Consider the following 25,459-nt stretch of genomic DNA (forward strand, 5'->3'; position numbering starts at 1 on the left):
CCCATTCTTAGGGTCTGGTAGACCATTCACAAAAAAGGAATTTTGTATGAAAACTCTACTTTCTCAAGTCATGAGAGGGACTCTCTTTGTCTCATTTTTTTCAACTGTGCATGCTGGCGAGCTTGAAATTAAACCGACTTTTGAAGCAACTTTTGGGGCTTTTAGTAGCGGTAAAAGCTATAACGGCGAAAACTTAGATGATGAAAGAATCAATTGGCAAGAAGGCCATCTTAAATATGGCGCTAAAGGGCAATATACCTTCAAAAACAATCAGCTCTATGCAAGTTTGAGCGGTATTAGCTCAGCAACATTTGGCGATGGTGACGCAGGCCAAAATAGTAATGGTAAGGAACGTAAAACGGATGTGAATGAATGGATCATTGGTTTTAAAGACGGTACTAATAAAGATGAATTAACGACTTATGATTTAAGTATTGGTCGACAAAATATCATGATTGGTGATGGGTTTTTCATTGCAGGTGATGCGTTAAACCTCGGTAAAGCACCTGCAAACGGCGCACTAGATCGTGGCGGGGCATATTATCTGGCAGCTCGTCGAAGCTTTGATTTTACAAGTTTGCTTCAATATAAACCGCAAGAGAATACAACGCTAAAACTGGCTTATCTAAAGTCAGACAATAAAGCACAATTTTCCCCAGAACTCTTTGTGACTGATCTGATGTATCAACTTAAAGATAAAGGCGTTGGGTTCACTTACTTAAATGTATTAGACCTTGAAGATGCTGAACAGATTTCAGGGCGCGAAGATCTTAAAAATTATGCTTTACGCTTGAATTATCAACCTTTGCCAGAACTACAGGTTAAAACTGAGTTTGTTGTACAAGATAAAAAAGATGGCCAAGAAAATGCTGGCTACTTAGCGCTGAACTATAACTTTTTATCTTCAAAATATACCCCCTCATTAGGCTACCGTTTTAGCCATTTTTCAGACCAATATGACACCATGTTTTATGGAAATACAGTCGGGTTTGGTACATGGTTTCAGGGCGAAGTTGCCGGAAACTATGCTGGTCCATTCAATAAAAATGCAGATATTCATCAAGTTTCTTACATGATGAATTTGAAAGAAAATTTTATGTTGGGTGCTTTGGCCTATAAGTTCAAAACAGTAAATAAGTCTTTAACCAATGTGGATGGACATGAGCTGGATGTCTTTTCAGTCTGGTCAGTGAATAAAAAATTCAACGTTATTCCTTTAGTGGGACTCTATAAACCAAAACAGGATATCCATAGCGGCGGTACTCAAAATTACGATGATAAAACCAATGTGTATGCGCAGTTGATTCTGCAATACATCTATTAATAGATCCTTTTTAATGAATTGAGAGAAATAAAAATGAGTGAAGTTCAGATTTTACAAAGCGTAAAGCAATTTATGGCACGTCAACATGGACACTTTATTGATGGAAAGTTAGTTGCTGCCGAGCATTTAGATAAAGTGGATATTGTAAATCCATCGACTGAACAAGTTGTTGCTCAAATTAGTATTGGTAGTCAACATGATGTCGAAAATGCGGTGAAAAGTGCTGAACATGCTTTTCAAAATGCTTGGGCTGAAACTACGCCGTATGAACGTGGCGTTAAACTGAACAAGCTAGCCGATTTAATTGAGCAATATGGTGAAGAACTTGCACAGCTCGAATCGTTGTCTACTGGAAAACTTATCAATACTTCAAGACATCTTGAAGTCGCACAATCTGTTATTTTCTTGAGATATTTTGCAGGGTGGGCAACCAAAATTAATGGTCAAACCATGCAACCCTCTATTCCTTCTATGCAAGGTGAGAAATATACGGCCTTTACTTTAAGACAACCGATTGGTGTGGTTGCAGGGATTGTGCCTTGGAATTTTTCACTGATGATCGGTGTTTGGAAAATTGGTTCAGCTTTAACAACTGGTTGTACCATTGTGCTTAAACCAAGTGAGTTTGCCAGCTTATCTTTATTACGTTTAGCTGAACTTGCCATCGAGGCAGGTATTCCGGCTGGTGTAATTAATGTGGTGACAGGTAAGGGCGATACAGGACAATATTTAATTGAGTCACCGCTCGTTAAGAAAGTCTCATTTACAGGTTCAGTGCCCACAGGTATTGCGATTGGTAAACTTGCGATGAGCAGTGATTTAACTCGGGTAAGTCTGGAGCTGGGTGGTAAAAATGCCATAGCGGTTTTAGCCGATGCAAATATTGATGAGATTTTACCAACTTTGTTGCAAGCAACTTTTGTACATCAAGGTCAGGTTTGCGCATCCCCAGAGCGTTTTTTTGTACACCGTACAAAACATGATGAACTTGTCGAGAAACTCTCGAAAGCACTCTCGCAGTTCAAAATTGGATCGGCTATGGATGAAGGAAGTATGTTTGGTCCGCTCTCTAATCAGCCACATTTTAATAAAGTGAAACATTATTTAGATATGGCTAAAGCCAACAACCAGATTATTGCTGGTGGTGAGACTCTAGATCAGACAGGATATTTTGTACAGCCGACTTTGATTTCCTTCAAAAATACGGATGATCCTTTATTTTCAGAGGAAACTTTTGGTCCAGTGGTCGGGGTAATGCCATTCGAAACTGATGAAGAACTTATTCAGCTTATGAATCAATCTCGCTTTGGTTTAACCGCAAGTATTTGGACAAATGATTTGTCTAAAGCTTTGCGTTTAATTCCTAAAATTGAAGCAGGAACTTTGTGGGTTAATATGCATACGTTCTTAGATCCATCAGTTCCATTTGGCGGAGTAAAAGCTTCGGGAATTGGCAGAGAGTTTTCAGATGCATTTATCGAAGATTACACCGAATTAAAATCGGTCATGATTCGGTATTAAGTTTAAAAGTTACAAGATATAAAAAATGGCCGTTATAGGCCATTTTTTAGTCATTAAAATTAACCTAATAAAAAATCTTTTAGAATTTTATTAAAAGCTTCTGGCTGCTCGACATTGGAAATATGAGAGGCATCTATTTCTGCAAGCTTTGATTGAGGAATGCGTTGTTGCATAAATTCACCATCTGCGATAGTCGTTACTGGGTCTTGAGTTCCAGCAATCACCAATACAGAAATTTTAATGTCTTTTAACTGTTCGCGGACATCCGCTTTAGCCAAAGCCTCACAACAATTGGCATAACCCATTGCGCTGCCAGCACTTAAGTCGTTACACAGGTTGTTGACGATTGAAGCATGACTTTGGATAAAGGGATCTGTAAACCATCGCGAAGCTGCTGTAGCTGCGATCGGTTGTAAACCTTGCTCACGTACTAATTTTGCACGATCAAACCATGCCTGTTCTTGTCCAATTTTAGCGGCAGTATTTGCCACAACTATATGACTAAAATGGTCAGGGTAATGAATCGCCAGCCATTGACCGGTTAAACCACCCATAGAAATTCCACAAAAAGCAGCTTTGCTAATATTCAGATGATCCAGTAAACGGACAACATCTTCACCTAATTGCTCTACAGTATATGGACCGTCAGGCGTAGATGATGAACCGTGACCACGAGTGTCATAGCAGATCACAAAAAATTGATCTTTTAACTCATTAAACTGTTTTTGCCACATGCCATAGTTGGTGCCCAAAGAATTGGAAAACACCAGAGCAGGGGAAGATGGTTTGCCAAAGGTTTGATAGTTAATTTGTGCATCGGCAGATTGGAAAGATGGCATTTGTTTCTCCTTAAAGTGCTTCAACACGTTCAATAATCAATGCGATGCCTTGGCCTACACCAATACACATTGAACATAAGGCATAACGGCCGCCTGTTTGTTCAAGCTGGTTTAAAGCTGTAGTGACTAAGCGTGCACCTGATGCACCAAGTGGGTGACCCAAAGCAATTGCACCGCCGTTTGGATTTACCTTGTTAGAATCATTTGGTAAGCCTAAATCACGGGTCACGGCCAAAGCCTGTGCAGCAAAGGCTTCATTTAACTCAATCACATCCATCTGATCTAAAGTCAGGTTGGCTTGTTTAAGTAATTTTTTAATGGCTGGTGCCGGAGCAAAACCCATAATGCGCGGTTCTACACCCACTGCTGTTGAAGCAATGATCTTGGCACGCGGTTTTAAGTTGTAGGTTTGAACTGCCTCATCAGAAGCAATAAGCAATGCGGCTGCACCATCGTTAATGCCTGAAGCATTACCCGCAGTGACAGAACCATCTGCTTTAACCACAGGTTTAAGTTTGCTTAAAGCTTCAAGCGTGGTCGATGCACGTGGGTGTTCATCGGTATCAATCACAACAGCATCACCCTTACGCTGAGGGATTTCAACTGCCACGATTTCTTTAGAAAAAAAGCCTTTGGCTTGCGCGCTTGCGGTGCGTTGTTGGCTTACCAAGGCAAACTGGTCCTGATCTGCACGATTAACGTTGAACTGTTCAGCCACGTTTTCGGCAGTCTGGGGCATGGTGTCTACACCATATAATTCTTTAAGTTTTGGGTTGATGAAACGCCAGCCCATGGTGGTGTCTTCAATCTTTTGGCTACGGCCAAAAGCACTGTCAGACTTACCCATCACATAAGGTGCACGGCTCATGCTTTCTACACCACCTGCAATCACCAAGTTCGCTTCACCTGCCTTAATAGCACGGGCAGCAATAGCAATCGCATCGAGTGAAGAACCACACAAACGGTTAATGGTGGTTGCTGGCACTTGATATGGTAAACCAGCAAGTAGTGCTGACATACGGCCGACGTTACGGTTATCTTCACCGGCTTGGTTGGCGCAGCCATAAATCACATCATCGACCTGTTCCCAATCTACACTTGGGTTACGCTGCATGAGTGCTTTAATCGGCACAGCGCCAAGGTCATCGGCACGGACAGGTGCAAGACCACCGGCATAACGGCCAAATGGAGTACGGATGGCATCGATGATATAAGCATTTTTCATTCTAAATTTTGTCCTTTACTTCAGGCCTTTTTAGCCATTCTCCGTAAGTATTTCGCAGTGGCGACATGGATGTCGCCTCGTTGCTCAGCACAACAGGGATGTTGTGTCTGAGTAACAAAGGTTTTTGGTTACTTTTTTAAAAAAGTGACACGAATTAACTGGTGGCATCTGGCTTAAACAGATAAGACTCCGTTGTGAGGCTTTATAAATTTTCATATCAACGAATAACATCACGGCTGTAATTTACTGTGATATCTGTAGGTCTGTTGTATAAGCGATACCTTACTTTTGAAAGGTCAAAAGTAACAAAAACCTTTGTTGAACAGAGGAGGCTTCCTTGCCTCCCTGTCCAACGGGCGACATCCATGTCGCCTGTCACGATAGTTACTACTATTTAAACTTACCCTTGAGTCGCATCAATCAAAGTTGCACCAGTCAAAGCCTGTAACTCATCAAAGCTAAGACCTTCCACCTTCTCAAGCACCTTTAAACCATCTTTAGTCACATCAATCACACACAGGTCTGTGTAAATACGGTCAACGCAGTTTTTTCCAGTTACTGGATAGCTCAGCTCAGCCACAATCTTCGGTTCACCTTGCTTGGTTACATGATCTGTGGTGATAAATACTTTTTTAGCACCTACAGCCAAATCCATCGCACCACCCACCGCAGGAATTGCATCCGGTGCACCCGTGTGCCAGTTCGCCAAGTCACCATTCGCTGCAACCTGAAATGCACCCAGCACTGCAATATCAAGGTGACCACCACGCATCATCGCAAATGAATCGCCATGGTGGAAAAAGCTACCGCCTTCAAGCATGGTCACAAACTCTTTACCTGCATTAATCAGTTCAGGGTCTTCTTTACCTGCCGCTGGTGGTGGGCCAAATGCCAATAGACCATTTTCAGAATGAAGGAAAATATCTTTATCGTTAGGTAAGTAGCTTGCAATCTTGGTTGGTAAGCCAATGCCCAAATTCACATAGGCACCATCTGGAATATCTTGTGCCACACGTTTTGCAATCTGGTCACGGCTGAGTTTCTGGTAGCTCATGTTATTTCTCCTTATTGCTTATTGTGCGGGCTGTACTTGTACAACATGCTGTACAAAGATACCTGGGGTGATGATGTGCTCTGGATCTAATCCACCTAGCTCAACCACTTCAGAAACCTGAACAATGGTGACATCTGCAGCCATGGCCATAATTGGGCCAAAGTTACGTGCAGATTTACGGTAAACCAGATTACCCCAGCGGTCGCCTTTGTAAGCTTTAATCAAGGCAAAGTCAGCCTTAATTGGATATTCGAGTACATAGTCTTTACCATCAATCTGGCGGGTTTCTTTGCCTTCAGCTAAAAGTGTTCCAAAGCCTGTTGGGGTAAACACAGCACCTAATCCCATACCGGCTGCCTGAATACGGCAAGCCAGATTACCTTGCGGTACCACTTCAAGCTCAACCTTTCCAGCACGGTACAGTTCATCAAACACATAAGAGTCTGCCTGACGTGGGAAAGAACAGATTACTTTTTTAACCGAACCAGCTTTAAGCAGTTTAGCCAGACCATAATCGCCATTACCGGCGTTATTGCTGACAATCGTTAAATCTTTAATACCCAGTTCAATGAGTCCGTCAATGAGTTCAGCGGGTTGTCCTGCGGTACCAAAACCACCAATCAGAATGGTTGCACCATCTTTAATCTGCGATAGTACCTCGCTAAGAGAGGACTTACTTTTGTCAATCATGTGATAAACCTTAAAACTGGGATAAGGGTACGGATTACTTATGACTACCGCTAAAAATTTATTTGAAATTCTTAGGGGTGGTCATAAATAAAGCTTCCAAAGGGTGGATTAAATATGAGCTTTTAATCCACCTGAGTTCAATAATTAAGCGCTAGCGCGGCGACGTTCAACTTCTGTTGAAGGTGCAGCTTCAGCATCTTTCACAAGTTCGACATTAAATGTAATGTGTTTGAAAGCATGATCTAAACCACGGCGTTGAATTTCAGCTGGGTCAGTTACATCAACTGCTGTTGCAACTAAGCCATCACGTGTTGCGAAAGCAAAGTCATCCCATAAGTATTCATCACCCTCAATATTGAATTGAGTTGTAAGCTTGCGGAAACCTGGCGCAGAAACGAAGTAGTGAACGTGAGATGGGCGGTTACCATGACGGCCTAACTTGTTAAGAAGGGCTTGAGTTGTACCTTCTGGAGGGCAACCATAACCCACTGGCATCGTAGTTAATGCAACATATTTACCATCAGCATCAGTCAAAATACTACGGCGTAAGTTAAAGTCAGATTGAGACTTATCAAAGAATGAGTAATTACCCAAGCTATTGGCATGCCATACTTCAACTTTAGCATTTTCAAGGATATTGCCATCAGTATCAGTCACGGTACCTTCAATAATTAAGGTATCAATTTTGCCAGACTCGGTACCATCATCCATACGTGCAAAACCAACGGTTTCAGGAGCACCAGCTACGTAAAGTGGGCCTTCAATGGTACGAGGTGTACCACCAGTAACGCCAGCTTTTGCATCAGCTTCATCTGCACGTAAATCAAGATAGTGCTCTAAACCTAAGCCAGCTGCTAAAAGTCCAAGTTCGTTTGCTTGACCTGCATCGGTAAAATATTCCAGACCTTTCCATACTTCTGAAGGTTGGATGTCTAAATCTTCGATGGCTTGAAATAAATCCCCGAGAAGGCGCACTACAATTTGCTGAACACGTGCATCGACTTCGCCTTTAGCTGTGTCGACATTCATTTGTTTTACAAGCGCATCAATTTGTTGACGGTTCATACTAAAACTCCTTAAGTATGCAATACGGTTTTGGGTGGCAGCGGTGCTGGCATTTTGTTTTGCTAGCGAATAATGACTGCCACGTTCCTTGTTACCTTTTGAATCAATGTATTTAGCTTTTAAGTGTGTTTCAGACCACACACTCAAACTATTTTCTTAAATTACGAATCATCATCACGAACAGATGAAGGGTGGCGATTAAGTGCCATCACTTCGATGTTCATGTAAGGATAGAGAGGTAATCCTTGTAAAATGTTGTGCAATTCTTCATTGCTCTCAACATCAAAAATACTGATGTTTGAGTACTGGCCTGTAACTCGCCAGATGTGACGCCATTTACCTTGGCGTTGTAAATCTTGCGAATAAGCCTTTTCAACGGCCTTAATTTCATTTGCTTTGTCGGCTGGCATATCAAGTGGAATATGCACATCCATACGTACATGAAATAACATGGAAAACTCCTTATCCTGTTGCCTTAACGACGTAACTTCTCAACTTTATCTTCATCAATTTCAATGCCTAAGCCTGGAGCCGTTGGCAAGTGCAATTCAAAGTTTTCGTAACGTAGCGGTTCTTTCAAAATTTCTTCGGTAAGTAATAATGGACCAAATAATTCAGTGCCAAACGCTAATGTTTCAAAGGTTGCAAACGCATGAGCAGAAGCAATGCTACCTACAGGGCCTTCAAGCATGGTACCGCCATAAAGATCGATTCCTGCTAAACCTGCAATCTTGGCAACTTCACAGGCTTCGATCAGGCCACCAGATTGTTCAATTTTCACCGCAAATACATCTGCACCATGACTTTTTGCAATACGGTACGCGCTGTCAGGACCAGTTAAAGCTTCATCTGCCATGATTGCGACATCAAAACGACGGGTTAAACGAGCAAGTGCCTCAGTATTTTGAATAGCACAAGGCTGTTCAATTAAATCAATCCCGCCATCTTGCAGTTGTTGAATACCTTGAATACATTCCAGCTCTGACCATGCACGATTTACGTCAACGCGTACACTAATATCTGCACCTAACGCTTTTTTAATTGCAATCACATGATCAACATCATGTTGCAAAGGGCGTGCACCGATTTTGAGTTTGAACGTGTTATGACGTTTCAACTCAATCATTTTTCGAGCTTCAGCAATATCTTTTTCTGTGTCACCAGACGCGAGCGTCCAAAGTACAGGTAAACTATTACGCAGACGGCCACCTAAAACCTCACTTAATGGCACGCCTAAACGTTTTGCCTGAATATCAAGTAGGGCTGTCTGAATGGCACATTTCGCAAAACGGTTACCATTAATATTCTTACGAATCAGTTTTAGTGTTTGAGCAACATTTAAATCTTTAACTGATGCGAGTAATGGTGCAAAGTAAGTATCAATATTGGCTTTGACACTTTCAGGACTTTCTTCACCATAGTTCAGTCCACCAATGGTGGTCGCTTCACCCCAACCTACAATACCATCCGTGGTCGTAATTTTAACCAGCACCAAAGTCTGAGTACGCATTGTTGTTACAGACAATTGGTGAGGACGGATAGTTGGAATATCCACAAGTATGGTTTCTATGGTTCTATACATGAAGTTTCAACTATTTCAAACTTGTTTACATACCATAGAAGAATGTAATAGCCTAAAATAGATATAGAACGGTATTTTAAGATACTAAAAAGGTATATTAATGGAATTAAGACATCTACGTTATTTTGTTACCGTGGTTGAAGAACAAAGTCTGACAAAAGCGGCCGAGAAACTTTTTATTGCCCAGCCACCACTCACGCGTCAAATCAAAAAATTAGAAGAAGAATTAGGCATTGATTTGTTTGTGAAAGGGTCGCGTCCATTAAAAGTGACAGAAGCAGGGCTATTTTTTTACCAACATGCCGTTCAAATTTTAACGCATACGGCTCAAGCTGCTTCGATGGCTAAAAAAATGAAGCTGGTCGAAAATATCGTGAAAGTCGGCTATGTCAGTTCACTTCTGTATGGGCGTTTACCACAGGTCATTTATCTATTTAGGCAAAAAAACCCTGACATTCATGTTGAGCTTATTGAATGTGGAACACGAGATCAGGTTGAGGCTTTAAAGTTAGGTAAAATTGATTTGGGTTTTGGCCGATTACCAATTAGCGATCCTGCTATTAAAAGACTTTTACTTCGAAAAGAAAAATTAAAACTCGCAATTCATAAAAAACATCCATTAAGTGAATTTCAAGATTCAGGAATTTACTTATCTCAAATTATTAATGAGACGATTTTTTCTTATCCAACGACGCCTAAGCCTAATTTTTCGACTACTATTCAAGCTTTATTTACCAAGTTAGGTTTAATACCAGCCAAGCTGACCGAAGTACGAGAAATTCACATGGCGCTTGGATTGGTGGCATCCGGTGAGGGTATATGCATTATTCCAGAAAGTGCCTGTGATATTGGGATGAAGAATCTAATTTATTTAAATATCTTAGACTTAGAGGCTTATAGTCCAATTTCTTTATCCATGCGAAACATGGACCAAAGTTCCTATATTCCAAAAATTTTAGATTGTATTGAAGAGATCTACACCCAAGAAGAAGTGTCTAGGAATCTGAATTTATAACTTTTTAATACGTTTTAAATTGAATTATCATGTTATTTTAAAACTTTAAGATTATAGGTAATATTTAAAAGGAATTAATAGATGAGAAAAATTTTAGGCGTAGCTTCTCTCATTATGTCTACCTGTGTTGTACATGCTGAACAATTAAACGAACAAGAAAAAAGCTCTTCATATAGCGCGAATATTACTTTTGCTAGCCAATATATTTCACGTGGATTTCAACAGACTTGGGGGAAACCTGCTTTGCAAGGTGGACTGGATTATGCCAACCCGAATGGTTTTTTTGTCGGGACTTGGGCATCGAGTGTGAGTTCTAACTATTTGAGAGATGCTTCAGTTGAGTGGGATTTTTATACAGGTTATATCAAAACTTTCGATAAGTTTTCGGCTGGAATGACAGTTTTCTATTACTACTATCCAGGAGCGAGAAGTACACCAGAAACAGGGAGTAGCAGTTATAACTATGGTGAAATTGTGCCTCAAATTGGTTATGGGCCTTTGACACTTAAATATTTTATTACCTACACACCAGATTATGCAGGCTATAACTCAAACACCATGGGTGGTCCGGTAGGTAAACGATCAAGAGGATCAAGTTATTTAGACCTAAACTTTACCCAGCCCATCAATGAAAGTTGGACTTTTGGTGCTCATTATGGTTATGAAAGGATTAAAAATTTCTCAGAATCTAATTTTCAAGATGTTAAAGCTGAACTTATTAAAGATTTGGGTGCTGGCTGGACTACAGGATTAGCCTATACCAAAGCCTGGGATAAAAATGGGTTCTATAAAAAGTATAGTAATGGTGAGCCAGATGCACCTATTTCGAATCCGATTGACTCAACATTTACGGTCTCAGTCAAAAAAGTGTTCTAACTTATAAGTAAAAAGCCTGATTACTTAATTTTGAATAATCAGGCGGTATGCCATAAATCTATAAAATTATTTTTTAATTAAATCGTAAGCCATTTTAGTGTCGTCTAGCTGAACAAGTGAAGCATGGCGAGCAGAGAGTGGATCTTTATTTTCAATTGCAGTCAAAATTGCTTTGTGTCTTGGTAATGAATGACCTTGTAAATTGGGGCGTAGACTTGTGACTTGAATCGATTGCTGTAAAGGTAAAACCAACATTTTCGACATATATGCCAATAAGTCATTATGTGTTGCTTTGGCAATTGCCAAGTGAAATTGAATATCTGGCTCTATAAATTCTTCAACTGTTGTCGCTTTTTCCATCCCATCATAGGCATGTTTAATACGCTGAACATCTTCATCAGTTGCTGTGCTTGCGGCAATATAAGCAAGCTCTGGTTCCAAAACACGTCGTACGGTAGAGAGTGTTTTAAAAAACTCATGTTCTGGAGTCGTTTGAATTAGCCAAAACAGTACATCGGGGTCGAGTAAATGCCATTCTTCTTTAGGTTTAACTACAGTCCCAATTTTGGGTCTTGAGTAAGTTAAACCTTTAGCATTTAAAACACGTATCGCTTCACGAAAAACAGGGCGGCTGACTTTGTATTCCTCACACAAATCAACTTCACTTGGCAGCTTTTCATTTTCTGAAATTTCTCCAGAAACAATTTTCAGTCCAAGTTGTTGAACAATTAATGCATGTTGGCTTTTGCTAGGAATAGGATTTTTATAATCAGCTTTACTCATATTTTACTATTACGACACGTTGAATATTCTATGGTATAGATGACCTTATCTTTTAACAAGATCATCTTTTCTAGAAATAAATTTAGTGGGAATGCCGTGGAACCTCTGAGCCACGACAGCCGACCAAGAAATCAAAATCACAACCTTCGTCTGCTTGTAGGACATGTTCAACATAGAGTTTACGGTAGCCGCCAATAAAACTTGGTGCAGCCGGAGGTGCCAAATGTTCAAGTCGTTGTTTAAGTTCTTCATCACTCACTTCTAAATGAAGTTTTCCTTCATAAGCGTCGAGTTCGATAAAGTCTCCGTTTTGAACTACCGCTAAAGGTCCACCTGCCATGGCTTCGGGTGCAACATGTAAAACTACGGTACCATATGCAGTACCACTCATACGTGCATCGGAAATACGGACCATATCGGTAATGCCTTTGGCTAAAACTTTTGGAGGTAACCCCATATTGCCAACTTCAGCCATCCCAGGATATCCCTTGGGACCGGCATTTTTCATCACAAGAATACACGTTTCATCGACATCAAGATCTGGATCGTTAATACGGGCTTTATAGTCATCAAAGTTTTCAAATACTACAGCACGACCGCGGTGTTTCATGAGTTCCGGTGTGGCAGCAGAAGGTTTGAGTACTGCACCTTTAGGGGCTAAATTGCCACGTAAAATACACATACCACCATCTTGTCGAATTGGGTTATCTATTTTTCGAATGACTTCATCATTATAAATAGGTGATTGTTGACAGTTTTCCCAGATGGCTTGACCATTCACGGTTAAAGCTTGTGGATGAGGCAAAAGATTGGCTTCGCCCATTCGGCGAATTACGGCAGGTAATCCACCACTATAATAAAACTCTTCCATTAAAAAACGGCCCGAAGGCTGTAAGTCAACAATGGTTGGCATGCCACGGCCGACACGGTTCCAGTCATCGAGTTGTAAATCAACCCCAATACGTCCAGCTATGGCTTTTAAATGAATAACCGCGTTAGTAGAACCACCAATGGCCGCATTGACTTTAATGGCATTTTCAAAAGCTTCTTTAGTTAAGATTTTGGAAAGACGTAAATCTTCGTGAACCATGTCAACAATACGCATGCCAGAAAGATGAGCTAACACATAACGGCGAGAATCTACCGCTGGAATAGCTGCATTGTGCGGTAAAGAAGTACCGAGGGCTTCTGCCATACAGGCCATTGTAGAAGCGGTACCCATAGTGTTGCATGTACCAGCCGAGCGTGACATACCAGATTCAGCAGATAGAAATTCATTTAAATCAATTTTGCCTGCTTTTAACTCTTCATGCATTTGCCAAACGATTGTACCTGCGCCAATGTCTTTACCCTTGTGTTTACCGTTAAGCATGGGTCCACCAGTCACCACAATGGCAGGAATATCACAGCTTGCAGCACCCATTAATAAGGCGGGTGTGGTTTTGTCACAACCAGTAAGCAGTACTACACCGTCAATAGGATTGCCACGAATAGCTTCTTCAACATCCATGCTGGCCAAGTTACGAGTAAACATGGCTGTAGGTCGTAAATTCGACTCACCGTTTGAGAATACTGGAAATTCAACAGGGTAACCGCCAGCTTCTAAAATTCCTTTTTTTACATGTTCGGCAATTTTTCGAAAATGTGCATTACATGGCGTGAGTTCAGACCACGTATTACAAATTCCAATGATCGGTTTGCCTTGAAACTCATGATCTGGAATGCCTTGGTTCTTCATCCAACTGCGATACATAAAGCCATTTTTATCCGTTGTACCAAACCAAGCTGCCGAACGAAGAACTTGTTTGTTATTCATACAAATTTCCTTATATAGTATTACTATTTAAATTTATTTAAATCAAAATACACCATAAATTTTATTTTTAAAAGGTTTGAAATTTAAATAGTATTACTATATTTTAAATTGAAAGGATAATTTACGAGCAAGATGCTCTATAAGTAAATAATAGGAAATGGAGTCGAAGATGGATTTCGAAAAGGATGTAATACGGACGATCACGTTTAAGCTCATACCCGCATTAGTCATACTATATCTCGTGGCCTATATTGACCGAGCAGCTGTTGGTTTTGCCCATTTGCACATGGGTGCCGATGTAGGTATTGGTGATGCAGCTTATGGTCTAGGAGCAGGGCTATTCTTTATCGGGTACTTTCTTTTTGAAGTACCGAGTAACTTGCTTCTCGACAAATTTGGTGCTCGCAAATGGTTTACTCGCATTTTGTTGACGTGGGGTTTAATCACCATGGCAATGGCACTCATTCAAGGGCCAAAAAGCTTTTATTTTTTACGCTTTCTACTAGGTGTAGCTGAAGCTGGCTTTTTCCCCGGTGTTCTCTACCTGATTACGCAGTGGTATCCAGTACGTCACCGCGGAAAAATCATGGGCATGTTTGTACTTTCACAACCAATTGCCATGATGATTGCTGGGCCTTTAGCTGGTCTGTTACTCGGAATGGATGGCATTGCAAATTTACATGGTTGGCAATGGTTATTTATTGCAGTTGGATTGCCAGCTGTTTTATTGGCTTTACCTACATTCCTTTGGCTGCCAGATAACATTGAGAAAGTGAAATGGTTGAGCATTGAACAAAAACAATGGCTCAAAAATGAACTTGTTAAAGATGAGACTGAATACGACCAAACACGACATGCCAATCCACTGCATGCCTTAAAAGACAAACGCGTACTATTGTTGGCATTGTATTACTTACCAGTGACTTTAAGTATTTATGGTTTAAATCTGTGGTTGCCTTCTATTATCAAGCAATTTGGAGGCGGCACCGATCTTCAAATTGGTTTCTTATCTAGCATTCCCTACGTTTTCGGAATTATTGGATTATTAATTATTCCACGTAGTACCGATCGTCTAAATGACCGTTACGGACACTTAAGTTTTCTCTACGCACTAGGTGCTTGCGCAATGTTTTTAAGTGGCTGGTTACATTCTCCAGTCATGCAATTGGCTGCTTTGGCTGTGGTTGCATTTTGCCTATTTTCATCAACTGCCGTGTTTTGGACATTACCGGGTCGTTTCTTAACTGGTGCAAGTGCTGCTGCGGGAATTGCCTTAATTAATTCTGTTGGGAATTTAGGAGGTTATGTTGGTCCATTTGGTATCGGACTTTTAAAAGAATACACAGGAAATATGGCTGCTGGTTTGTATTTCTTATCTATTGTCATGGTTTTAGGCTTGATTCTGACCTACATCGTATATGCCAAGCTCGAACGCCAAAAAACACAAATAGTGAATATTCAAAAGCCATTGTAAAGGAATGAAATATGCAAATTATTCAATTTGAAAATCGTGAAAATCAACGTGCAGTCGCCAAAGTTGAAGGCAATAGGGCATATCCGATTAAAAATATTCAATCAGTTCGTGATTTAGCACTTTTGGCAATCCGCAATAAAGTTTCATTGGATCAACAAGTTGAGGCATTAGGGTTTGAGTCCGAAACTTATGACTATTCATTTTTATTGGCTAACTTAAAGGTCTTACCACCTTTAGACCATCCAGACCCAACACACTGTTTAGTTTCCGGCACAGGTTTAACACATCTAGGTTCTGCATCGGCACGCGACAAAATGCATCAGCAAAATTTAAGTGATGACAGCTCACTGACCGACACCATGCGGATATTTCAATGGGGGCTACAAAAAGGGCGACCAGCAAAAGGTCAGATTGGGGCACAGCCAGAATGGTTCTATAAAGGCGATGGTTCAATTGTGGTGAGACCGGGAGCGGAGTTGCCTTTACCGCCATTTGCCGAAGACGGTGGGGAAGAACCGGAAATTGCTGGTCTATATGTCATTGGAGAAGACTTAAAGCCTTATCGCATTGGGTTTGCGCTGGGCAATGAATATTCTGACCATGTGATGGAGCGCCGTAATTACTTATATTTAGCTCATTCAAAATTACGTTTTTGTAGTTTTGGCCCAGCTTTACGTACAGGCGAGTTACCGAAACATTTGGTGGGAACAAGCCGCTTGCGCCGTGATGGACAAATCATTTGGGAAAAAGAGTTTCTGTCTGGTGAAGATAATATGTGCCATAGCTTGGCAAATCTAGAATATCACCACTTTAAGTATCAACAATTTTTAAAAGCAGGGGATGTTCACATTCACTATTTCGGTACAGCGACTTTATCTTTTGCTGATGGTATTCAAGCGCAAGTAAACGATGAGTTCGAAATAGAGATGAAAGAGTTCGGACTTCCACTCAAAAACAAACTTGCCCATACCCAACCAGAGCTACCGATCGGTTCAGTTATCACACTCTAAGGAATATAAAATGGTTATCGGACACAACTTTATTGGCGGTTCACGCAGCGCGCAAAGTACAACCTTATTAAAAAGTGTGAATGCAACGACAAGTGAAGCTTTGCCTTATGAGTTTCACCATGCAACCGAGCAAGAGGTCAATCAGGCCTGCGAAGCTGCAAGTCAAGCATTTAGGACTTACCGTCATACCTCACCTGAACAGCGTGCTACTTTTTTAGAAAACATTGCCGATGAACTCGATGCCTTAGGTAGCGATTTTCTAGAAATCACCTCACAAGAAACCGCTTTGCCACTTGCACGCTTGCAAGGTGAACGTGGTCGTACCAGTGGGCAAATGCGTTTGTTTGCCAAAGTGCTGCGCCGTGGTGACTTTTTAGGTGCCCGCCTTGATACTGCTTTACCTGAGCGTCAGCCTCTACCTCGTCCAGACCTACGCCAGATTAAAATCGGTGTTGGACCTGTTGCAGTATTTGGTGCAAGTAACTTTCCGTTAGCTTTCTCAACCGCAGGTGGTGACACCGCTTCTGCACTCGCCGCGGGCTGTTCGGTTGTGGTTAAAGCCCATAGTGGACATATGGCAACAGCAGACTTTGTCGCTCAGGCAATCGAACGTGCCGTAGAAAAATCAAATATGCCTAAAGGTGTATTTAACATGATCTACGGTAACGGCGTGGGTGAACCTTTAGTTAAGCATCCCCTAATTCAGGCGGTGGGTTTTACCGGTTCACTCCGCGGTGGTCGCGCTTTATGTGACATGGCAGCAGCCCGTCCACAACCGATTCCTGTGTTTGCTGAAATGAGCAGTATTAACCCGATGTTAATGTTGCCAGAAGCCTTAAAAAACCGTGGTGAAAAAATTGCACAGGACTTGGCAGATTCAGTCGTTCTTGGCTGCGGTCAGTTCTGTACCAATCCAGGTTTAATCCTGGGAATTAAATCAGTCGAGTTTAGCCAGCTCATTAGCAACTTGACCAACATTATGGGCGGAAAACCTGCTCAAGCCATGCTGAATGCCGGAACCTTAAAAAGCTATACGGCAGGTCTTGAGCATTTAACCCAGCATCAAGGCATTGAATATTTGGCAGGCCAAGCCCAACAAGGCAATCAGGCTCAGCCACAATTGTTTAAAGCCAATGTTGAACTTTTACTGGCGGGTGATCAGCTTTTGCAAGAAGAAATCTTTGGGCCAGCAACTGTCATCATTGAAGTTGAAGATAAAGCTCAGCTCCTTCAAGCTTTACAAAGCATGAATGGTCAGCTCACGGCGACTTTAATTGCCGATGAAGCGGATTTAACCGAGTTTGCAGATGTGGTTCCGGTGCTCGAAGAAAAGGCTGGTCGTTTGCTTTTAAATGGTTATCCAACGGGTGTAGAAGTGTGTGATGCCATGGTACATGGTGGGCCATACCCAGCAACATCAGATGCTAGAGGTACCTCGGTTGGAACCTTAGCAATTGACCGTTATTTACGTCCGGTGTGTTACCAGAACTATCCGCAAAGTTTATTGCCGGAAGCCTTAAAAGACAGTAACCCCTTGCAGATTTTAAGACTCGTCAATGGTGAGATGACCAGAGAAACTATTTAGTAAAATAAATAAAAGAGATCACTAGCTGGTCTCTTTTATTGTTACCTCTAATAATAATTCTATAGCAAAATTAAGTACCACTTGAACATCTTCCACAACATCTAAACGTAGAAGTATCCAGCATAGTTTTTTATATAAATAAGATGAGAAAAGATAAAATATTAGTATATTTTCTAGTTTTTAAAAAACTTATCTAGAGTATTTGGGCTGTATAAAAATTAAATATAACTATCTTAAGTTAGAAAAAGGATTTTGAGAAGATATACTTAAAGTCCTGAGTATGTGCAGAGCTAACTTTAGCTAACGACATGGCTTATGGTTTGATTTGAAGTATTACTGAATTTTTGGACCATGAACGATACGTGATGAATCTGAGGACATCGATTGAACTCAAGATAAGTTTGGAGTTGAATGCTATTAGTAACACTGTTTCTTATACTTCTTATTCGAAAGTTATATAGCTTTTTATCAAATTCGATATTGATGATATGAAATAAAATGAATAGTAAGTTACTGTTTATTACATAAAAAAACCTCATAATCCAGTAGAACTTTTATTTATAAATTTTATCCTAATCTATTATGAAAATTGAAGATATCGAAGCTTTTGTTTGTTTTGTCAATGTTCAATCTACCAGTCTTGCTGCCCAGCAATTAGGTATTTCACAACCAGCGATTACCAGACGTATCCAAAATCTAGAATCAGATTTGGGATTGCAACTTTTTGATCGCAATACACGCCCTTTAAAATTGACTCAGTTAGGATTTCAAATTTTTGAGCAGTGCGCACAAGTTACCGCAGAAATAGATGCTTTAGGGCAATTAGTTAACAGTTATAAATTATCGACTCAGAATCTACGTATTGGTATTGCGACAAGTCTGTCCGACATAATCTTGTCTGGTATCGTAGAAGACTTAAAACAGAGTTATCCAACATTAAACTTAGAAATTAGTACAGGATGGGGCATCGATTTATTAGATAAATTTAAGGAAAAAAAACTTGATTGTATTTTTTCAACCACGGCCCAAACCTATGGTCAGAGTGACCAAATGAACATGGATATTTTAGGTCAGTTGCAAATTGTGCCAACCGTTTCTAAAAAACTAAAAAAGATGTCTGTACAGCATCTTGCTGACTGTCAGTCTTTAGGATGGATTCTTAATACAGAGGGATGCGGTTTTCGACAATATCTTGTATCGGAATATCATAAATTGAATCAGTTACCTAATATAAAAATTGAGGTTACAGGAACTAATTTACAGATGAATTTATTGGCTCAAGGTCTTGGAGTGGGGTTATTACCGAAAGAAGTTTTTGAAAATAGTATTTATGCTTCTCAACTTACATCAATCGAGCTCACTGATTTTAATTTATCAGTACAACTTTTCTGTTTGATTCAATCCGATTTGAATGAAGTTTATCAATTAATTTGCCAAGAGATGAGCCGCAAAGTACAGAGCATACTAGGATGGGGGTAAGTTAAATCTTAAACGAAGATATGTTGTCGAGAACTTTTGTTGAACTTGATCAATATTAAAAGCTTCAATTGAATATGATTCATTAGTTCTACCAGAGATGTTCCGAGAACCAGATAAATTGTTAGTATTCCATTTTTTAATATTATTATATATTTAATATTTGTTTTTAACATACTAAGGCCTGCCGTATTCTTATAAAAAATACATCGGGTTTTAATATGGCAATTCAAATTTTAGGAATGATCTGGCACCGTGAGGCATCTGAAATTATTCCAGCGACAAAAACTTTTGATAAAAACTATATTGTCAAAATTGCTCAGGCTCATGAACAAGCAGGATTTGACCGTATTCTATGTGGTTATTGGTCGGATCAGGCTGATGGTTTCTTAGTGACAGCATATGCTGCTGCACACACATCTAAAATAAAATTTCTATTGGCACATCGTCCGGGCTTTGTTTCTCCAACATTGGCAGCCCGTAAATTGGCAACACTGGATCAATTGACGGATGGACGTTTAGCGCTACATGTTATTTCTGGCGGTAGTGATATCGATCAGAAGAAAGATGGAGATTTTTTAAATAAACAGCAGCGTTATGTACGTAGTGCCGAGTTCATCGAAGTTGTACAGAAAACATGGTATAGCCAGGAACCTTTTAGTTATGAGGGTAATTATTACCATGTAGTAGATGCTTATTCTGAAATTAAACCATTACAAACACTTTTACCGATTTATTTTGGCGGTTCTTCAATAGAAGCTTTACAGGTTGCAGCAAAACAGGTTGATGTTTTTGCCCTTTGGGGAGAGCCTTTAGCTGGTGCTCAAGAACAAGTTGAAACACTAAATCAGTTAGCAATACAGCACGGACGCCAACTAGATTACAACATTTCATTCCGTCCAATTATTGCTGATACTGAGTCGAAAGCTTGGGAAAAAGCACAAGATATTTATCAATTATCTAAAAAACAGTTAGAAAATTTTGGCTTACAGGCTGCCAGAAAAAAACCACAAAGTACAGGCGGTCAGCGTTTACTCGCAGCAGCGGGTCAGGGCGAACGTTTAGATACTAATTTATGGACAGGTATAACTTCTTTAGTTCAAGGAAGTTATAACTCGACTGCATTGGTAGGTACTCCAGAACAAGTTGCAGAGTCTATTTTGCAGTATTACAAACTTGGTATTCATAGTGTCTTGATACGTGGTTTTGATCCTGTTCAGGACGCAATTGATTATGGTCGAGAGCTGTTACCCCAAATTCGTGAAAAAACAGAAAAATATGATCAACAGCAACAGCTTGTTTCAGCTTAATTGGAAAGGAAATAAGAATGAATCAATATGGAAAAATTTTATTGGGTGTTGTCACAACAGCAATTTTAGTGGGTTGTACAAAAAAAGAGACTTCATCTGAACATACTCAGGCATCTGAAGTTAAAGCAGGCAATGGTCAGGTGGTGATAAATATTGGCGATCAAAAAGGGAATATGCGTGCACAACTTGAAGCATCAGGTGCTTTAAAAAATATCTCGTATAAGATCAATTGGTATGAATTTCCTGCTGCAGCACCAGTTGCAGAAGCATTAAAATTGGATGCAATTGATATTGGTTATTTGGGCGATGCACCTTTTATTTTTGCCAATTCTAATGGGGGAACGGCCAAAGCTATTGCCGTGTATAAAGCAGATCCATATCCAGTCGCTATTTTAGTGCCACAGAATAGTCCAATTAAGTCTGCTAAAGATCTAAAAGGTAAAAGTTTAGCATTCAATAAAGGCTCAATTAGTCATCTTTTAACATTAAAGGCCTTAGAGCAACAAGGTTTAAAGCCTGAAGATGTGACGTTTAAATTTTTACCGCCTGCTGATGGAAAATTAGCAGTTGCCAATGGTTCAGTGGATGCTTGGGTGGTATGGGATCCATACACGGCCTATGCTGAGCTCAAAGATCATTTTCGTGTCGTGGTTAATGGCCGTGGTTTATATTCAGGCTACACCTTTTTAGCAGCAACGAATAAGTCTTTAAACGATCAAAGCAAACGTATGGCAATTCAAGATTTTGTCTATCGTTTAAAAGAATCCCAAACTTGGGCGGGCCAACACGGGGATGAGTTTGGTAAAGCTTATGCCAAAATAACTGGACTACCAGAAGATGTGGGAATTAAAGCATTTAAACGCCGTAATGCCTCATGGGAACCAATTGATAGTGAAGTGATCAAGGTTTCTCAACATACTGCTGATTTTTATACCAAATATAAGCTGATTGACAAAAAATTTGATGTGACATCTTCATTTGATACTGAGTTTAAAGTGGAGCAAAAATAAAGATGAGTCAGTTACAACAGGCTCTTCAGCCATTGATTGAAAGAATTGAATATGGAATTTCACAGCAATTAGAAGATATTGATCTCATAGAATCTTTTATTCCAGAGTTTCGTACATTGCTGCATTCAGATGATTGGTTACCGATCCCTTATCGGCAACCGAATTCTGAGCGTTATCAACAATTTTTGTTATATCGTGACTCTGAAAATCGTTTTTCAATTGTCAGTTTTGTGTGGGACAAGGGACAAGTTACACCGATCCATAATCATGAGGTTTGGGGTGTCGTTGGTGTCCTGCAAGGCGAAGAAATCTCACAGCGCTATCAAAGAAATGCATTAGGGCATTTTGAGATCACAGATGAACCTGATCATTTAAATGTTGGGGAAATTGATTTTTTTACTCCAGCCTTGGGTGATGTACATCAAGTGAGTAATGCACTTTCCGATCAGGTTTCTATTAGCATCCACGTTTATGGTGCAGATATTGGCAAAGTAGAACGTTATACCTTTGCATTAGATGGCACAGCAAAGCGTTTTATTTCAGGTTATTCAAATCAGGAGCATTAATATGACAACCAATATTCAAACCTATCAAGACATCCGTAAAAAACTATTGGCAGGTCAGGAAATCGCACTGATTGATGTACGGGAAGAAGATCCATTTGCACAAGGCCATCCATTGTTTGCCGTCAATATTTCCTTGTCTAAATTGGAAGTCGAAATTCTTAATCGAGTGCCACGCTTAAATACGGATATTGTTCTTTACGATAATGGCGAAGGCTTGGCAGAACGTGCTTATCAACAGTTACAGACATTGGGCTATCAGCAGGTTTCATTATTGGATGATGGTTTACAAGGCTGGAAAGATGCAGGCGGTGAGATTTTTATTGATGTCAATTCTGCAAGTAAAGCCTTTGGTGAATTCGTTGAGCATCATAAAGGGACACCGTCACTGTCTGCCCAAGAAGTGAAACAGCTGATTGATGATCAAGCAAATATTATCATTCTGGATGCTCGCCGTTTTGATGAATATCAAACTATGAGTATTCCTAATGGTATTAGTGTGCCAGGTGCTGAATTGGCACTCCGTGCTAAAAATATTGTTAAAGATGAAAATACTAAAATTATTGTGAATTGTGCTGGACGTACTCGGAGTCTGATAGGTACACAATCGCTGATTAATGCCAAAATTGGACATGAAGTCTATGCTTTGCGAAATGGTACTATCGGTTGGACATTAGCACAGCAACAATTGGCTTTAGGGCAACAGCAGCAATATACAAATTTCCCTGAAAAAAACGAGGTCGGGCAAGTTTTAAAGAATGCTAAGGAGTTGGCAGAAAGGTCTGGTGTGAAAACAATAGGTTCGGAGCAACTTCAACAATTGCAACAACAGGATGATCGTACAACCTATATTTTTGATGTACGTTCAGAACAGGAGTATATACGAGCGCATTTACCGGATAGTCGCTGGATTGGTGGTGGACAACTCGTTCAGGAAACTGATCATTATGCGAGTGTGCGCAGTGCAAGAGTTGTACTAGTTGATGATCAACTCGTCCGTGCTTATATGACTGCATCTTGGTTGGCACAAATGAATTGGGATGTCTCAGTATTGGATGCGGATTTTCAGACAATATTTACACAGCAAGGAGGATGGAAACCAGTTGTTCCTCTATTGCATATAAAACATCGCATTACACCTGAACAATTGCAAACATGGTTAGATGCTCGCGAAAAAGTCACCATTCTGGATTTCACAAGCAGTGCAAACTATCAAAAAGGGCATATTCCTACTGCCCAGTGGTTATTAAAAGCAGATATTGAACGACTTTTTAATGAGAAAAAAATTCCAACAGATCATAAAATTGTTGTGACTTGTGGGACTAGTCTGTTAGCACAATATGCTGTATCTGCTATTCAAACCAAAACTTCAGAAAATGTTTATGTATTGGAAGGTGGTAATCAAGCATGGGTAAAAACTTTTGTTTTGGAAGCTGACAAACATGTGTACTTATCTTCCCGTACAGATCGTTATAAACGTCCTTATGAAGGAACAGATAATTCTGTGCAAGCTATGCAAGATTATTTAGATTGGGAATATGGATTGGTTGCTCAACTGAATACAGATGGCACACATGGTTTCTTTGTAGTTTAAGTGAAAATTTTTAGCTTAGATGCTGAAAAAAATATAACAGCTCTTTAAGGCCAAGAAGAGCTGTTATGATGGCTTAAAAAATTAACTAGAAATGGATGAGCATTTTTAGGGAATTTTCACTAGTACGGACCAAGTTGTATGAGAAAAAACTAATATTTTTCAACTTTGAAATTAAATGAAGCTTTAGCAGAAAATACTGTGTTTTTTAGTTTTTGAATGTATATGAGTGAAGCGAGTTAAAAGTATTATTAATCAAAATTTGTTCTTCGGCTTTTTCTAAAATTGTCTTTTTGAAACCAAATTACGAACTGTTGCCTGAAAAACAGTTATTCAACAATAAACTATTATTTTTATGCACAGATAGAGAAAGATGTTTATATAAGGCATTGAAAATATTTATAAAAATATTTGGCATATAAATTGAATTATAACAGTAATATTTTTTATCTCATCGTTTAGCAATAGACGTTATGGGGGTTATTGCAAAATGTCAGATTATTCTCAAAGTCTTATTTCACTGTTGGCTTATCATGCAACAGTACGTCCAGATGCAATTGCGTTAAGACATAAAAAGCTAGGTCTGTGGCAGAATTGGTCATGGAAAGACTTACTAGGACTTAGCGAAAGATACGCGTCTGCTCTTTATGAATATGGTTTTCAAAACAAACAAACTTTTCTTATCGTCAGTGCTCCTAATATTGAGGTAGTTGCTATCAGTCTGGCTATACAGGCTTTAGGTGGTGAAGTTCAATTGATCGATCAAAGTGTTGATACATTAGAAACAGAAGACTTCTTACAACACCTTGCGATTTTAAAGCCAGACTATATTCTCGTAGAACGGCTAGAGCAGCTTGTTTCAATTGAGACATTACGTTATCACCCAATTTATATTTTTTATATTGAACAAAGTAAATTAAGTACATTTGAATATGACTATGTTGTAGCTGTCGATACATTACTAAAAAATTCCAACGAGAAATATCGTATTGATTTTAAAACGAGTCAGGTTGAACCTGCACAAATTGCGTTTAGTTTTGAGCGGATTGAATCTAATCAACGACTGAGAGTGCAATATTCTCATCAAGAGTTGATTGAAGAAGCTAAACATTTAGTTCAAAACCACCACCTAGATCATCATGAGGAAGCATTTGTCACGCGTGCTTTTTCTAGTGTCGGGCACATTCGTTATCTATGGTCGTCATGGCTACTCGCTGGTTTTAACTTGAATATTCCTGAAACCTTAAATACTCGCGATCAGGATAGACAGATTATTTCGCCAACATTGATTTTAGGGACTAATGAAACCTATGCACGTGTTGAGCAGTTAATTTATAACCGCTTACCAAATGATACATGGCTTGCCAAACATTACCAGCACGCACTTCAAAAACAGAAAAATGAAGAAAAATTATCCTGGATTGATAAGTTCAGCTTTGTCTTATTTAAGCAGGTCATTTTAGAAGAATTAGGTTTTTCTCAACTCAAAGTAGCTTTAATCGTGGGGCAGCCTGTAACTATTGCAACGCGAAATTTTTATCAAAGCCTAGGAGTTGAGTTGCATGATTGGGGGGAGTACGCCGAATGGCAAAATACTCCCTTAGAAAATCATTCGCTCCAGTCTTTACCCATAACAACAATAAATTAGGA

22 protein-coding genes are annotated in these 25,459 nt (G+C 39.8%); 13 read left to right on the plus strand and 9 right to left on the minus strand.

Annotated elements, in window-relative coordinates:
- The first annotated feature begins 106 nt into the window (after positions 1 to 106).
- Both MMY79_RS08110 and MMY79_RS08115 read left to right on the plus strand, forming a co-directional pair.
- Positions 107 to 1,324: a hypothetical protein gene (locus MMY79_RS08110; RefSeq protein ID WP_252613484.1), complete on the plus strand. Its 1,218-nt coding sequence runs from the start codon at positions 107 to 109 to the stop codon at positions 1,322 to 1,324.
- 33 nt (positions 1,325 to 1,357) lie between these two features.
- Entirely contained in the window at positions 1,358 to 2,845 is a 1,488-nt protein-coding gene (locus MMY79_RS08115) for an NAD-dependent phenylacetaldehyde dehydrogenase (RefSeq protein WP_252612861.1), read from the plus strand.
- A 59-nt stretch (positions 2,846 to 2,904) separates the two neighbouring features.
- Here MMY79_RS08115 and pcaD read toward each other — a convergent pair whose 3' ends face one another.
- From pcaD to MMY79_RS08150, 7 genes are all read right to left on the minus strand, one after another.
- Entirely contained in the window at positions 2,905 to 3,684 is a 780-nt protein-coding gene (gene pcaD, locus MMY79_RS08120) for a 3-oxoadipate enol-lactonase (protein WP_252612862.1), read from the minus strand.
- A gap of 10 nt (positions 3,685 to 3,694) precedes the next feature.
- Positions 3,695 to 4,909: a 3-oxoadipyl-CoA thiolase gene (pcaF, locus tag MMY79_RS08125; protein ID WP_252612863.1), complete on the minus strand. Its 1,215-nt coding sequence runs from the start codon at positions 4,907 to 4,909 to the stop codon at positions 3,695 to 3,697.
- Between the two features lie 400 nt (positions 4,910 to 5,309).
- Positions 5,310 to 5,963 carry a 3-oxoacid CoA-transferase subunit B gene (locus MMY79_RS08130; protein ID WP_252612864.1) on the minus strand — a complete coding sequence of 218 codons (654 nt, stop codon included), beginning with the start codon at positions 5,961 to 5,963 and terminating at the stop codon, positions 5,310 to 5,312.
- An 18-nt stretch (positions 5,964 to 5,981) separates the two neighbouring features.
- Positions 5,982 to 6,653 carry a 3-oxoacid CoA-transferase subunit A gene (locus MMY79_RS08135; RefSeq protein WP_252612821.1) on the minus strand — a complete coding sequence of 224 codons (672 nt, stop codon included), beginning with the start codon at positions 6,651 to 6,653 and terminating at the stop codon, positions 5,982 to 5,984.
- A 144-nt stretch (positions 6,654 to 6,797) separates the two neighbouring features.
- A complete protein-coding gene (catA, locus tag MMY79_RS08140; protein WP_252612866.1) occupies positions 6,798 to 7,718 on the minus strand; it encodes a catechol 1,2-dioxygenase in 921 nt (306 codons plus the stop codon).
- Positions 7,719 to 7,879: 161 nt separating this feature from the next.
- Entirely contained in the window at positions 7,880 to 8,170 is a 291-nt protein-coding gene (catC, locus tag MMY79_RS08145; RefSeq protein WP_003651954.1) for a muconolactone Delta-isomerase, read from the minus strand.
- Positions 8,171 to 8,193: 23 nt separating this feature from the next.
- A complete protein-coding gene (locus MMY79_RS08150) occupies positions 8,194 to 9,300 on the minus strand; it encodes a muconate/chloromuconate family cycloisomerase (RefSeq protein WP_199112665.1) in 1,107 nt (368 codons plus the stop codon).
- 100 nt (positions 9,301 to 9,400) lie between these two features.
- Here MMY79_RS08150 and MMY79_RS08155 point away from each other — a divergent pair, with 100 nt between their 5' ends.
- The gene (locus tag MMY79_RS08155) at positions 9,401 to 10,315 is read left to right on the plus strand and encodes a LysR family transcriptional regulator (RefSeq protein WP_252612868.1); all 915 of its coding nucleotides are present in this window, start codon (positions 9,401 to 9,403) and stop codon (positions 10,313 to 10,315) included.
- A gap of 81 nt (positions 10,316 to 10,396) precedes the next feature.
- The gene (locus MMY79_RS08160) at positions 10,397 to 11,191 is read left to right on the plus strand and encodes a TorF family putative porin (RefSeq protein ID WP_252612869.1); all 795 of its coding nucleotides are present in this window, start codon (positions 10,397 to 10,399) and stop codon (positions 11,189 to 11,191) included.
- Between the two features lie 66 nt (positions 11,192 to 11,257).
- Here MMY79_RS08160 and MMY79_RS08165 read toward each other — a convergent pair whose 3' ends face one another.
- Together MMY79_RS08165 and MMY79_RS08170 are read right to left on the minus strand one after the other, a co-directional pair.
- A complete protein-coding gene (locus MMY79_RS08165; protein WP_252612871.1) occupies positions 11,258 to 11,974 on the minus strand; it encodes a FadR/GntR family transcriptional regulator in 717 nt (238 codons plus the stop codon).
- Between the two features lie 82 nt (positions 11,975 to 12,056).
- The gene (locus tag MMY79_RS08170; protein WP_252612873.1) at positions 12,057 to 13,790 is read right to left on the minus strand and encodes an IlvD/Edd family dehydratase; all 1,734 of its coding nucleotides are present in this window, start codon (positions 13,788 to 13,790) and stop codon (positions 12,057 to 12,059) included.
- A gap of 169 nt (positions 13,791 to 13,959) precedes the next feature.
- Here MMY79_RS08170 and abaQ point away from each other — a divergent pair, with 169 nt between their 5' ends.
- The 9 genes from abaQ (at position 13,960) to MMY79_RS08215 (ending at position 25,457) form a co-directional block, all read left to right on the plus strand.
- Positions 13,960 to 15,264 (plus strand): multidrug efflux MFS transporter AbaQ, encoded by a 1,305-nt coding sequence (gene abaQ, locus MMY79_RS08175; RefSeq protein ID WP_252612874.1) that lies wholly within the window; start codon positions 13,960 to 13,962, stop codon positions 15,262 to 15,264.
- A gap of 11 nt (positions 15,265 to 15,275) precedes the next feature.
- Positions 15,276 to 16,274, plus strand: coding sequence for an AraD1 family protein (gene araD1, locus MMY79_RS08180; protein ID WP_252612876.1), 999 nt, complete (start codon positions 15,276 to 15,278; stop codon positions 16,272 to 16,274).
- Between the two features lie 10 nt (positions 16,275 to 16,284).
- Positions 16,285 to 17,859, plus strand: coding sequence for an aldehyde dehydrogenase (NADP(+)) (locus MMY79_RS08185; protein ID WP_252612878.1), 1,575 nt, complete (start codon positions 16,285 to 16,287; stop codon positions 17,857 to 17,859).
- 582 nt (positions 17,860 to 18,441) lie between these two features.
- A complete protein-coding gene (locus MMY79_RS08190; RefSeq protein WP_252612880.1) occupies positions 18,442 to 19,338 on the plus strand; it encodes a LysR family transcriptional regulator in 897 nt (298 codons plus the stop codon).
- Between the two features lie 218 nt (positions 19,339 to 19,556).
- On the plus strand, positions 19,557 to 20,645 hold the full coding sequence (locus MMY79_RS08195; protein ID WP_252612882.1) for an LLM class flavin-dependent oxidoreductase: 1,089 nt from the start codon (positions 19,557 to 19,559) through the stop codon (positions 20,643 to 20,645).
- A gap of 17 nt (positions 20,646 to 20,662) precedes the next feature.
- Positions 20,663 to 21,655: an ABC transporter substrate-binding protein gene (locus MMY79_RS08200; protein WP_252612883.1), complete on the plus strand. Its 993-nt coding sequence runs from the start codon at positions 20,663 to 20,665 to the stop codon at positions 21,653 to 21,655.
- A 2-nt stretch (positions 21,656 to 21,657) separates the two neighbouring features.
- Positions 21,658 to 22,221: a cysteine dioxygenase gene (locus MMY79_RS08205; protein WP_252612885.1), complete on the plus strand. Its 564-nt coding sequence runs from the start codon at positions 21,658 to 21,660 to the stop codon at positions 22,219 to 22,221.
- 1 nt (position 22,222) lies between these two features.
- Entirely contained in the window at positions 22,223 to 23,812 is a 1,590-nt protein-coding gene (locus tag MMY79_RS08210) for a rhodanese-like domain-containing protein (protein WP_252612887.1), read from the plus strand.
- 487 nt (positions 23,813 to 24,299) lie between these two features.
- A complete protein-coding gene (locus tag MMY79_RS08215; protein WP_252612889.1) occupies positions 24,300 to 25,457 on the plus strand; it encodes an AMP-binding protein in 1,158 nt (385 codons plus the stop codon).
- Positions 25,458 to 25,459: the final 2 nt, after the last annotated feature.

Source organism: Acinetobacter sp. XS-4, assembly GCF_023920705.1.
GTDB lineage: Bacteria > Pseudomonadota > Gammaproteobacteria > Pseudomonadales > Moraxellaceae > Acinetobacter.